Here is an 11,727-nt window from a genome sequence, read left to right on the forward strand (position 1 = left end):
GCCGCCGTGCCGCCCGCGCCGGGCGCCAGGACCAGCGCCGCGCCCGTCGCGCTGAAAGAGGCTGTCGCGGAAATCGGCCGCCACAGCTTCAACGCCAACCCCGAGGGCGGCGAGCTGGGCTCCAACGGCTGGGCCTTCGGGCGCAACGCCACGCCCGACGGCAAGGGCCTGCTGCTGGGCAACCCGCACTTTCCGTGGACCGGCACCAACCGCTTCTGGGAAATGCACCTGACCATTCCCGGCAAGCTCGACGTGATGGGCGCCACCGGCGGCCTGAGCCCGGTGGTGGCCATCGGCTTCAACAAGGACGTGGCGTGGACGCACACGGTGTCGACCGGCAAGCGCTTCACGCTCTATGAGCTGAAGCTCGACCCCAACGACCCGACCGTCTACTGGGTCGACGGCCAGCCGAAGAAGATGATCGCGCGCACCGTGGTGCTGCCGGCCGCCGCAACGGGCGGCGCCAGCACGCCGCCGGTGCAGCACACCTTCTACGCGACCGACTGGGGCCCGGTGATCTCGCTGCCGCGCGCCGGCCTGGGCTGGACGGCGCAGAAGGCCTACGCCATTCGCGACGCCAACACGCTCAACGTGCGCTCGGCCGACGCGTGGATGAAGATGGCGCTGGCCCGCAACGTGGGCGAGCTGCGCGCGGCCATGGGCAACCAGGGCATGCCGTGGATCAACACCATCGCGGCCGACCGCGACGGCAATGCGATGTACGCCGACCTGTCGGTGGTGCCCGACGTGTCGGCCGACATGCTGAAGGCCTGCGCGCCCTCGCCCGCCGCAGCCGCACTGCTCAACGCGGCCGGGCTGCCGGTGCTCGACGGCTCGCGCAGCGCCTGCGCCTGGAACCGCGACAGCGCGGCGGCGTCGCCCGGCGTGATCGCGCCGGCGCGCATGCCGGTGCTGGTGACGCCCGACTACGTGCAGAACAGCAACGACAGCTTCTGGCTCAGCAACCCCGACACCGCGCCCATGGCGGGCGTGTCGCCGCTGGTGGGCCCCATCGGCGTGCCGCAGCGGCTGCGCACGCGCAGCGCCATCATGGAAATTCGCGGCCGGCTGGCGGGCGGCGACGGCCTGCCCGGCAACCGCATGGGCGCGGCCGAGCTGCGCAGCGTGATCTTCCGCGACAAGAACCTGGCCGGCATGCTGGTGATGGACGACCTGCAGGCCGCCTGCCGCGCCGCCGGCGCCGCGCTCACCACCGACCAGGCATTGGGCTGCCGCGTGCTGGGCGCATGGGACCGCACGAGCAACGCCGACGCCAAGGGCGCGCCGCTGTTCCGCGAGTTCTGGCGCAAGACGAAGGACGTGCCGAAGGTCTGGCGCGTGCCCTTCGACCCCGCCCAGCCGGTGGCCACGCCGGCCGGCCTGGACATGGCCACGCCGGCCACGCGCGACGCCGTGTTCAAGGCGCTGGGCGACGCGGTCGGCATCTTGCGCACGGCGGGCTTCGCGGCCGACGTGCCGCTGGGCGTGCCGCAGTCGCGGCTGGTGCGCGGCCAGAAGATCGCGCTGCACGGCGGCGACGAGTTCGAGGGCGTGCTCAACAAGCTGGAGTCGCAGGGCCAGTCGCTCATCGACCCGAAGGGCTACAACGTCAACTACGGCAGCAGCTACATGCAGGTCGTGACCTTCGACACCAACGGGCCGGTCGCGCAGGGGCTGCTGACCTACGGCCAGAGCAGCGACCTCGAATCGCCGCGCGCCTACGACCAGCTGCCGCTGTTCGCGGCCAAGCAGTGGCACCCGCTGCCGTTCCACCCCGCCGACGTGCGGGCGCAGCGCGAGGGCACGCCGTTGCAGCTCGCGTACTGACACCACCCATTTCATTCATGTCGCAACCACAGACTTCCACGCCATCGCACACCGCCGCGAGCGGGCTCGACGAGCTGATCCGCATCGCCGCGGCGCAGCCGCTCGCGCCGGCCTGCGACCACTTCTACTTTCTGCGCCACGGGCAAACGGGCCGCAACGCGCTGCGCGTGTTCCAGGCGCCCGACGAGCCCCTGAGCGAGCTCGGCCTGCAGCAGGCGGCGCGCGCCGCCGAGCTGCTGGCGGGCGAGCCGATCCGCACCATCGTCTGCAGCGACGCACGGCGCGCCTTCGACACCGCGCACACGGTGGCGGCCACGCTGCGCCTGGTGCCCACGGCGCAGGAGGCGCTGCGCGAGCGCAACTTCGGCGCGCTGATCGGCACTTCGTCGGCCAACATCGACTGGGCTTGCGAGCCCGAGGGCGGCGAAACGCTCACGCAGTTCGTCGTGCGCAAGCGCGCCGCGCTCGACGCGGCGCTCAAGCAGCCCGCGCCGGTGCTGGTGGTGGCGCACGGCGCACGCTATATGCGCTGGCCGCGCTGCTGGGCGTGCCGGTCGACTTCAAGCTGCTGGGCAACGCGCAGCCATTGCGTTTTGAACGCAGCGGCCCCACATGGGCCGTGACGCCGCTGCTGCGGCATGCAGACACCGACGGAGAGGCTGCCCTGGCCTAGCGCCCACGCCAAGCGCCCGGAAGCCGCCCCACCGTCCACTCCCAAGGAACCGCCACACCATGGATTTCAAGGACTACTACAGCGCTCTGGGCATCGACCGCACCGCGTCCGACGACGAAGTGCGCAAGGCCTACCGCAAGCTCGCGCGCAAGTACCACCCCGACGTCAGCAAGGAGCCCGACGCCGAGCAGCGCATGCGCGACATCAACGAGGCCAAGGACGTACTGGGCGACAAGGAGAAACGCGCCGCCTACGACGCGCTGGCCGAACGCGTGGCGCGCGGCGGCAGCCCCGACGGGCACTTTCAGCCGCCGCCGGGCTGGGACGAAGGCTTCGAGTTCCGCCGCGGGCCCAACCAGGGTCCGGCCGACCACGCCGACTTCAGCGAGTTCTTCTCGTCGCTGTTCGGCGAGGCCGAGCGGCGCGGCGCCGCGCGGCAGAACTACAAGGCGCGCGGCGAAGACCACCACGCGGCCATCGAGATCACGCTCGAAGACGCACTCAACGGCGCCGAACGCGAGATCACGCTGCGCGCGCAAACGGTCGACGCGCAAGGCCACCCGAAGTGGGACAACCGCACGCTCAGCGTGAAGATCCCGCCGGGCGTGCACCCGGGCCAGTTCATCCGCCTCGCGGGCCAAGGCATGCCGGGCCACGGCGGCGAGCCGCCCGGCGACCTGTACCTCGAAGTGCGCATTGCGCCGCACAAGCTGTACCGCGTGGAAGAGCGCGACCTGTACATGACGCTGCCCGTCACGCCCGCCGAGGCCGCGCTGGGCGCGCAGGTGCAGGTGCCCACGCCCACCGGCGGCGTGGTCGAGGTGACGGTGCCGCGCAATGCGCGCAACGGCCTGAAGCTGCGGCTCAAGGGCCGGGGACTCGCGGGCAAGACGCCGGGCGACCTGTACCTGCTGATCGACATCGCGCTGCCGCCCGCCGACAGCGACGACGCCCGCAAGGCCTACGAGCAGCTGGCGCAAGCCACGGCATCGTTCCACCCACGCCAGCATCTGGGAGTCTGAGCATGGTGAATTTCACGCTTACCACCGCGACCGCCATCAGCGCGTCGCAGCCGCTCGCCGCCAGCGACCTGGCCCATGCCGTGGGCGCCGACACCGCCTGGGTGGTGCAACTGGTCGAGGTCGGCATTCTTCACATCGAGACCACCGAGACGCAGCCCGAGCAGTGGCAGTTCTCGAGCATCGACCTGCAGCACGCGCTCGAAGCGCGCCGGCTGGAGCGCGACTTCGGCGTAGGGCTGGACGCGGCGGCGCTGATCCTTGACCTGCAGCACGAAGTGCGGCGGCTGAAGGCGGTGCTGCACGCGCACAGGCTGGGGTAGCGAGCGGCGCGCATCGCCCTTGCGGTGCCGGGGGAAAGCAGGCCGAACGCTTGACCTTGACACGGTGCGAGACCGAAGACTTCGAGCCTCTTCAACAGGAGGCCGCATGCCCCCTCGCCCCCGCGCACCACACGAACGCTCCCGCAGGCCCGCGCCCCACGCGGCATTCACGCCGACACCGCAAGACGACGGCCGGCGATTCGGCTTCGAAGAGGTGCTGGCCCGCGCCGGCATTTCGGAGAAGCTGGCGCGCGAGTGCGAGGCGCGGGGCCTGATCCAGGGGCTCGAACAGGGCACCGATGCCGTGGGGCACCGCTACACGCACGAGCACATCCGCGTGCTGCGCTTCGCCCGCGGGGCCTACGCCATGGGCTTCGGCATGACCGACGTCGCCAGGCTGCTGGCGCTGCGGCAAGACGCGCATCGCGCGCGCTGCGAGGGCAAGCGCAGCGAGGAACTGCAGGCCATGAAGCACGTGCTGGAGCGCCTGGCCGGCCTGTGCCTGGGCGACCACCAGCCCGCCTGCCCCATCCTGGACGAGCTGCTGGCGCTCCACGGCTTCGCCTCGCAGTGGACCCGCGAGGCGCGCTGGCTGCCGCCTACTGCATCTGCTTGAGGTTGCCGATGCGCACCAGCATCTCGGTGAACATCTGCATGTCGGCGTCGAGGTCGGGCACTTCCTTGTATTCCTTGGCGTTGTGCGCGGTGTACTTCTTGCCGGGCATCGCGGGGCCGAAGTTGATGGCGTTGGGCATCAGCTTGGCCGTGGTGCTGCCGGCGGTGGGCACGGGCTTGGCCTCGAGCCCCGTGGTGTCGCCGTAGATGTTCAGCAGCGTGGAAAGCCACGCGCCCTTGGGGTCGCGCGCCATCCAGTTGCCCTGGTCGTAGGCGACGTCGAGCTTCACGCCGTTGGCGGCGGCCCAGGCGTTGATCTTCGCCGTGACCTGCGACTTCAGCTCGTCGGGCGTGCGCCCGCGCGGCATGCGCACGTTGACCGTGACTTCGAGCTTGCCGTCGCTGCCCATGCGCACGAGGTTGGGCGAGAAGGTCAGCGGCCCCATGAAGTCGTCGGCATAGCCCAGGTCCATCTTCTCGCCGAGGTAGCCGGTGCCGTAGAGGGCGTCGATGTACTTCGCGGCCTGCAGGTAGTGGTTGGCCGCAAGCTGCACGCCCGACTCCCGCAGGAACAGCGCCAGGCGCGGCAGCGGGTTCACGCCCTCTTCGGGCCGCGAGCCGTGGGCCGAAACACCCGTGACCTTCAGCTCGATGCTGTCGGCGCCGCGTGCGATGTCGATCGAGAACTTGCCGCCCTGCGCTTCGTACTTCTTGAGGAACGCGGGCCTGGCGGCTTCAAGCTTGGTCGCCACCGCCGCGAGGTCGCCGCCCTTGAGCGTGGCCATGGCCGTCTGCGAAATGGCGTTGGCCGACGCAGCGCCCGACATGGCGGTAATGGCGGTCGACGCGCCGTCTGCTTGCTCGGCCGGGAACAGCACCTTCAGCGCGCCCGAGCCCTTCTCGGCCACCACGGCCGGGTACTTGCTGTCGAGCACGATGTTGTAGGCCGGCAGCTGCGTCTTCGCGCGGTAGTACTGCATGGCGTCGCCGCCGGTTTCCTCCGTGGTCTCGATCATCAGGCGGATGCTGCGCTCGATGGGCAGGCCGCTGTCCTTCACGGCCTTCATGGCGTAGAGCACGGCGGCGATGGAGCCCTTGTCGTCGATGGTGCCGCGGCCGTAGAGGAAGTCGCCCACGCGCGTCATCTTGAACGGGTCGAGCCGCGTGCCGTCGTCGAGCACCCATTCGGAGAGCACGGCGGGCACCACGTCGGCGTGCGTGAGGATGCCGAACTCCTCGCCGCCCCTGCCCTTCAGGCTCACTTCGAAGATGCGGTTGTCGACGTTGCGAAAGGCCAGGCCGAAGTCGCTCGCCATCTTTTCGACCAACTTGCCGAACTCGACGATCTGGGGGCTTTCGTGCGGCGGCACCTGCACGTTGCGCACGGTCGGAATGGCGACCATGGCGCCGATGCTCGCGATCACGGCCTGCTGGTTCTGCAGGCGGTTGTACAGGCCGAGCAGGCGCGCGATGTCGACGAGCTCGTCGCCGGCCAACGCGGTCTTGTGGGTGCGATAGGCGGCCACGCTGGCTTGCAGCGCGGGGTCGGCCTTGGCGGCCTGCGTGAGGAAGGCGTTGAAGTCGGCGGGCTTCTGGCCGCCTTGCCACGCGGCGGCGAGCTGGTCGAGCTGGGGCTTCTTCAGCGTGTCGGCCTGCGCGCCGAATGCCAGCGCAAGGCCCAGTGAAAGCGCCGACAATGAAAATCGAAATTGCTGCATCAGGGTGACTCCCTCATTCTGAAAACATCTCCCGACGATAGCCGAGCGAAGAACCGAGAACATGAGCCAACAGCCCCCAAAGATCCGCTGCGCCTGGGCCCAGACCGACCCGTTGCTGGCCGCCTACCACGACGCCGAATGGGGCGTGCCCGAGCATGACAGCCGCGCGCTGTGGGAGAAGCTCATGCTCGACGGCTTCCAGGCCGGTTTGTCATGGCTCACCATCCTGCGCAAGCGCGATGCTTTCCGCAAGGCCTTCAAGGGCTTCGTGCCCGAGAAGATCGTCAAGTTCACAGAGGCCGACGTCGAGCGGCTGCTGCAGGACGCGGGCATCGTGCGCTCGCGCTCGAAGATCCAGGCCACCATCGGCAACGCGCGCGCCTACCTGGCCATGCAGGCGGCGGGCGAAGACTTTTCCGAATTCATCTGGGGCATGGCGGGCGGCAAGCCCATCGTCAATCGCACGGGCAGCGTGCCGGTGAAGACGCCGCTGTCCGAAGAAATCTCGGCCGCGCTGAAGAAGCGCGGCTTCAAGTTCGTGGGGCCGGTGATCGTCTATGCGTGGATGCAGGCCACGGGCATCGTGGACGACCACGCGCACGATTGCCATCGGCACGGGGCCAGGCACCAACCAACGCCCCAATGAAAAAACCGGACGCTGCTTTCGCAGGTCCGGTTTTTTCTTGACTTGTGATCGAAGCGGCTTGCGCCGCCTTCAATTACAGGCCGGCTTGACGCGTGAAGGTCAGGCCCTTCGCTTGCGCGGGGATCACGCTGCCGGCGAAGGTTTCGGGACGCAGGTTCTGGCCCGGTGCGTGTGCAGCGGCAACGGCCTGGCTGCGAACGATGGCGCGGTCGACCGAAGCGGTCAGGGCGGGCGTTGCGGTCGATGCAGCGCCTTCGTTGTCACCGTAGGCGTTGCCGACACGGGCGGCAGCCACGGCTTGGGGCGCCACGTCGGCGCGGCTGTAGCCGGAGGTCAGGGGCTGCACGCCTCGTAGGTTTCTGCATGGGCGCCAGCGGCGGCGAGCAGGGACAGAGCAGCGGCGGCGAGGATGTTCGAGGTCTTCATTTCATTTCCTTCTTGATTGGGCTTTGGGTGCCCTGAAGTTTGCACCACGATTCCTAGGGAAAACCCTATTCAATCGAATCGCAGTGTTCATGAAATTGAAACAATGACGAGGAACTTTCCGACAAGGCTCACACAAGTGCCCTGCTGGTCGCTCGAAACGCCTTTAGTTTGCATACTTTCTCGCTAGCCCGTCAAGCCGCGGGGGTTGCACAACACACGGTGCACGTTGCGTGCCAGCCGCCGCGCCCTAGTCTTCCTTCATGCCCGTGGCCTTGACCACCCCGCCCAGCCGCGCGCGTTCTTCGTCGACGAACTTCGCGAAGCTCGCGCGCGTGCCGCCGATGGGCTCGATGCCCATGCCCTTCAGGCGTTCGACCGTGGCCGGCGCCTTCATCGCGGCGTCGATGGCGGCGGCCATCTTGTCCATGATCGCGTCGGGCGTGCCGCGCGGCGCGTGCACGCCGGCCCAGTGGGCAATGCGGATTTCAGGAAAGCCCTCTTCCGCCGCCGTCGGCAGGTCGGGGTACGCCGAGATGCGCTGCGTCCACGTGCCCGCCAGCGCCTTCAGCTTGCCGGCCTTCACGTAGGGCAGCACCACGATGCTGGCCTCCGACGTGGCCTCGACCTGGGCGCCGAGCACGGCGGTGATCGACTCGGAGCCGCTCTTGTACGGCACCACGTCGAGCTTGGTGCCGTACTTCGTCTCGAGGATGCCCTCGACGAAGTGCGGCGTGCTGCCCGTGCCCGCTGTGGCCCAGTGGAAACCGCTGCGGCCTTCTTCGAGGCGGCGACGAATTCCTTCAGGTCCTTGTAGGGCGCGTTGGCCGGTACCACGATGACCGAAGGCGCGAGCCCGATCATCGCCACCGGCACCAGCGCGTCGTCCTTGTAGGGCATGGTCTTCTTGATCATGCTGTTCGACACCACGCCCGCCGCGCTGACGAGGAAGGTGTAGCCGTCGGGCGCGCTCTTGGCGACCACGTCGGCGCCGAGGATCGCGCCCGCGCCGGGCTTGTTGTCGACGATGACCGGCTGGCCGAGTTGCTTCGATGCGCCCTCGGCGGCGGCGCGCGCCATCAGGTCGTTGGCGCCCCCCGCGGAAAAGGGAACGACGAGGTGGATCGGCTTGGTGGGCCACGCCTGCGCGGCGGCGCCCTGCGCGACCACCGATACGGCGAGTCCGATGGCAAGCGAGGCAATGCGGATGGGAAACATGAGGGAGGCTCTCCTGCGTGTTGTCGTGCGGTTTTCAGGCACCCGGAACACCGGGCGGTTTCATGATGCCATGCAGGTTTTGTTCAAGAAATGCCGGCGTGATCACTCGGCCTTGATGCCCGCTTCGCGGATCACCTTGCCGTAGCGCGCGAGCTCCGCGCGAATGAGCGCGCCGAACGCTTCGGGCGTGCCGCCGGCCGCGCCCACGCCCGTGGGTTCGAGGCGGTCTTCGACGTCCTTGCCGCGCAGCATCGCGTTGAGTTCGCTGCTGAGCTTGGCCAGCACGGCCGGCGGCAGGCCCTTGGGCGCGACCAACCCGTGCCAGGCCACCACGTCGTAGTCGGGCAAGCCGCTTTCGGCGACCGATGGAATGTCGGGGTAGGCCGTGAGCCGCTTGGCCGTGCTCACGGCCAGCGCGCGCAGCTTGCCGGCCTTCACGTGCTGCATCAGCGCCTCGGTGCCGGCAAAGAGCATGTCGACGTTGCCGGCCAGCAGGTCGTTCACCGCCGGGCCGGTGCCCTTGTAGGGCACGTGCGTGGCCTTGACCTTGGCCATCTCGAACATGTATTCGGTCACCACGTGCAGATGGCCGCCCGCGCCGCTCGACGCGAAGGTGAGCTTGCCCGGGTCCTTGCGCGCGAGCGCCAGCAGCTCTTGCAGATTGCGCGCCTCGACACGCGGGTTCACGCACAGCACGTACGCGCCGCGCGAGAGCTGGATCACCGGCGTGATGTCGGCAACGGGATCGAAGCTGAGCTTGTAGAGCGCCGGGTTCACCGTGTAGCTGCCCGCCACCAGCAGCAGCGTGTAGCCGTCGGGCGCGGCCTTGACGCCGATCTCGGTGCCGAGCACGCCGCCCGCGCCGGGCTTGTTGTCCACCAGCACAGTCTGGCCCACGCGCTCGCCCAGCTTGGCCGCGGCCAGCCGCGCGATGAAGTCGGAGCCGCCGCCCGGCGCGAACGGACAGACGATGCGAATGGGCTTGGACGGAAACGCCGCCGCCTGTGCCTGCGCCATGCGCGGAACGAGTCCGCTGAATGCGAGCGCGGGGGCCAGTGCGGAGAAGCTTCGACGGTCGATGTTCATGGCGTTTCCCGAAGTTGAGTGGCGCGGTTGCGCGCGGTGCGAGGTACCGGGCATTGCACGCCCTGCGGCCCGTTTTGGGCCTCGGGATTTGTCCTAGCGACCGCCAGGGTCGCGCCGGCGGATCAGGAGCGCGGCCAGGCGCGGACCAGCGTGCGCAGCGCCACGCCGCCGCTGCCCTTGACCTCGGCGCGGTAGGTGCCCACCAGGGCTTCGCGCTCGGCCGCGGCCTGCGGTTCGTTGCGCCAGGCGAGCAGCAGCGCCACGTCGGCATCGGGCAGCGCAGCGAGCAGGGCCTGCGTGATCTGCTTTTCGAATTCGCGCGCCACGATCATCAGGTTGCGCGGGCGCGTCGAAGTCACGCCGCGCGACCACAGCGTGTCGAGCGCCATGTCGAGCGTGCTGTCGGGCAAGCTGCTGAGCTGGCCGCCATTGCCGCGCGCCAGTTGCTTGACCACGGCGCTCATCAGCAGCTGGCTTGAAAAATCGATCTCACGCACATCGCCCACGGCCATGCGTTCGAGCAGTTCGGTACGCACGGGGTCGGCCGGACGCGCGCGTTCGCGCGTGAAGAACTCGGCCCTGCCGGCTTCGCTCATGGCGGCGTAGTCGGTGCGCAACTTCACGAGACGCGCAACGGCGGCGAGCAGCTCCGGGCTCGGCGCGGCGCCGCCGTTGCCGGCGGAGGCCACCTCCTGCTGGATGGCGGCCACCGAGGCCTTGGTGTTGAATGCGCGGCCCGCGGCGGTGTCCAGCGCCTTGAGCGCCTTGTCCGCGATGGCCTGGTCGTCAGGGTCCAGCAGTTCGCGTGCGCCGCGCGCCACGGCGCCCGGTGCATAAGACGCCGCATAGCGCGCCTGGACGCCTCGAATTGCAGCAGTGCTTCCGCACGGTTTTGCGCCCAGCCCATCAAGGGAGCCAGGAGCAACGGAAGCAACAACAGGAAACGGGGCGAAGAAAGACGGTTCAGGGAAAGCATGGCGCCATTATTGGCGCGCCCGCATTTCCCCTTCCTGACCTGCTTTTCGGCTTTCGGCTTCAGGCTTCACGCCGGAGCCAGTTCCTTGCGCAGCTGCTTCGCGGCCGTGACCATGTTCGACAGCGCCGCTTCGGTCTCGAGCCAGCCGCGGGTCTTGAGGCCGCAGTCGGGGTTGATCCAGAGATTTTCGAGCGGCACCACGTCGGCGGCCTTGCGCATCAGGCGCACGATCTCCTCGACCGAGGGCACGCGCGGCGAATGGATGTCGTACACGCCCGGGCCGATTTCGTTCGGGTAGCGAAAGCCGCCCGCATTGTTCTCGCCGCCGAAGCCGCGCAGCAGTTCCATGTCGGAGCGGCTGGTCTCGATGGTGATCACGTCGGCGTCCATGGCCGCGATCTCCGGCAGGATGTCGTTGAACTCCGAATAGCACATGTGCGTGTGGATCTGCGTTTCGTCGCGCACGCCCGACGCGCTGATGCGGAAGGCGCGCGTGGCCGACTGCAGGTACGCGGGCCAGCCGGCCCGGCGCAGCGGCAGGCCTTCGCGAATGGCCGGCTCGTCGATCTGGATGATGCCGATGCCCGCGCCTTCGAGGTCGACCACTTCGTCGCGGATCGCCCAGGCAATTTGTTCGCAGGTGGTGGCGCGCGGCTGGTCGTCGCGCACGAAGGACCACTGCAGGATGGTCACGGGGCCGGTCAGCATGCCCTTCATCGGCAGCTTGGTGAGGCTCTGCGCATAGGCGGTCCACTCCACCGTCATGGCCACGGGGCGCGCCACGTCGCCGAAGATCACCGGCGGCTTCACGCAGCGCGAACCGTACGACTGCACCCAGCCGTTGGCGGTGAAGGCAAAGCCGTCGAGCTGTTCGCCGAAGTACTCGACCATGTCGTTGCGCTCGGCCTCGCCGTGCACCAGCACATCGATGCCCAGCGCCTCCTGCTTGCGCACGGCCAGCGCGATTTCGGCGCGCATCTTCTCGCGGTAGCCGGCGGCATCGAGCTCGCCGCGCTTGAAGGCGGCGCGCGCCGAACGGATGTCCGGGGTCTGCGGGAACGAGCCGATGGTGGTCGTGGGCAGCGCGGGCAATGCAAAGCGCGTGCGCTGCACCGACTGGCGCAGGCCGAAGACCGAAGCGCGGGCGTCGTCGCCGGCCACGCTGCGCGCCAGGCGCAGCGCGACGTCGGGGCGGTGCACGCG

The 11,727-nt window shown here is 69.0% G+C and carries 10 protein-coding genes and 2 pseudogenes; 6 read left to right on the forward strand and 6 right to left on the reverse strand.

Features of this window, described 5'->3' with window-relative positions:
* From BMG07_RS36925 to BMG07_RS36945, 5 genes are all read left to right on the forward strand, one after another.
* Nucleotides 1-1,827 (forward strand): penicillin acylase family protein (locus BMG07_RS36925; protein ID WP_198088643.1); only part of this gene is annotated, 1,827 nt, incomplete at its 5' end.
* A gap of 17 nt (nucleotides 1,828-1,844) precedes the next feature.
* Nucleotides 1,845-2,450, forward strand: coding sequence for a histidine phosphatase family protein (locus tag BMG07_RS36930; protein WP_269759775.1), 606 nt, complete (start codon nucleotides 1,845-1,847; stop codon nucleotides 2,448-2,450).
* Nucleotides 2,451-2,559: 109 nt separating this feature from the next.
* Entirely contained in the window at nucleotides 2,560-3,522 is a 963-nt protein-coding gene (locus BMG07_RS36935) for a DnaJ C-terminal domain-containing protein (RefSeq protein ID WP_198088644.1), read from the forward strand.
* A gap of 2 nt (nucleotides 3,523-3,524) precedes the next feature.
* On the forward strand, nucleotides 3,525-3,842 hold the full coding sequence (locus BMG07_RS36940; RefSeq protein WP_198088645.1) for a chaperone modulator CbpM: 318 nt from the start codon (nucleotides 3,525-3,527) through the stop codon (nucleotides 3,840-3,842).
* Between the two features lie 106 nt (nucleotides 3,843-3,948).
* Complete coding sequence (locus BMG07_RS36945; protein WP_269759776.1) at nucleotides 3,949-4,458, forward strand: MerR family transcriptional regulator; 510 nt, start codon at nucleotides 3,949-3,951, stop codon at nucleotides 4,456-4,458.
* Here BMG07_RS36945 and BMG07_RS36950 read toward each other — a convergent pair.
* Entirely contained in the window at nucleotides 4,442-6,175 is a 1,734-nt protein-coding gene (locus BMG07_RS36950; protein ID WP_198088646.1) for a dipeptidase, read from the reverse strand. The genes BMG07_RS36945 and BMG07_RS36950 overlap by 17 nt on opposite strands.
* 61 nt (nucleotides 6,176-6,236) lie before the next feature.
* Here BMG07_RS36950 and BMG07_RS36955 point away from each other — a divergent pair, with 61 nt between their 5' ends.
* Nucleotides 6,237-6,821 carry a DNA-3-methyladenine glycosylase I gene (locus tag BMG07_RS36955; RefSeq protein WP_198088647.1) on the forward strand — a complete coding sequence of 195 codons (585 nt, stop codon included), beginning with the start codon at nucleotides 6,237-6,239 and terminating at the stop codon, nucleotides 6,819-6,821.
* A 73-nt stretch (nucleotides 6,822-6,894) separates the two neighbouring features.
* On the opposite strand, the pseudogene BMG07_RS36960 reads toward BMG07_RS36955, so the two are convergent.
* The 5 genes and pseudogenes from BMG07_RS36960 to metE all read right to left on the reverse strand — a co-directional run.
* Nucleotides 6,895-7,247: pseudogene (locus BMG07_RS36960) on the reverse strand (alpha/beta hydrolase).
* A gap of 247 nt (nucleotides 7,248-7,494) precedes the next feature.
* A pseudogene (locus tag BMG07_RS36965) lies at nucleotides 7,495-8,462 on the reverse strand (tripartite tricarboxylate transporter substrate binding protein).
* Nucleotides 8,463-8,564: 102 nt separating this feature from the next.
* On the reverse strand, nucleotides 8,565-9,548 hold the full coding sequence (locus BMG07_RS36970; protein WP_198088648.1) for a tripartite tricarboxylate transporter substrate binding protein: 984 nt from the start codon (nucleotides 9,546-9,548) through the stop codon (nucleotides 8,565-8,567).
* 122 nt (nucleotides 9,549-9,670) lie between these two features.
* Nucleotides 9,671-10,369 carry a hypothetical protein gene (locus BMG07_RS36975; RefSeq protein WP_269759777.1) on the reverse strand — a complete coding sequence of 233 codons (699 nt, stop codon included), beginning with the start codon at nucleotides 10,367-10,369 and terminating at the stop codon, nucleotides 9,671-9,673.
* Between the two features lie 221 nt (nucleotides 10,370-10,590).
* On the reverse strand, nucleotides 10,591-11,727 hold a 1,137-nt coding region (gene metE / locus BMG07_RS36980), incomplete at its 5' end, for a 5-methyltetrahydropteroyltriglutamate--homocysteine S-methyltransferase (RefSeq protein ID WP_198088649.1).

Source organism: Variovorax sp. E3 (assembly GCF_016082275.1).
Lineage (GTDB): Bacteria > Pseudomonadota > Gammaproteobacteria > Burkholderiales > Burkholderiaceae_C > Variovorax.

Coding starts and splice junctions, on each gene's coding strand:
- BMG07_RS36935 (WP_198088644.1), top strand. CDS start 2,560: ATGGATTTCAAGGACTACTACAGCGCTCTGGGCATCGACCGCACCGCG.
- BMG07_RS36930 (WP_269759775.1), top strand. CDS start 1,845: ATGTCGCAACCACAGACTTCCACGCCATCGCACACCGCCGCGAGCGGG.
- BMG07_RS36940 (WP_198088645.1), top strand. CDS start 3,525: ATGGTGAATTTCACGCTTACCACCGCGACCGCCATCAGCGCGTCGCAG.
- BMG07_RS36945 (WP_269759776.1), top strand. CDS start 3,949: ATGCCCCCTCGCCCCCGCGCACCACACGAACGCTCCCGCAGGCCCGCG.
- BMG07_RS36970 (WP_198088648.1), bottom strand. CDS start 9,548: ATGAACATCGACCGTCGAAGCTTCTCCGCACTGGCCCCCGCGCTCGCA.
- BMG07_RS36955 (WP_198088647.1), top strand. CDS start 6,237: ATGAGCCAACAGCCCCCAAAGATCCGCTGCGCCTGGGCCCAGACCGAC.
- BMG07_RS36950 (WP_198088646.1), bottom strand. CDS start 6,175: ATGCAGCAATTTCGATTTTCATTGTCGGCGCTTTCACTGGGCCTTGCG.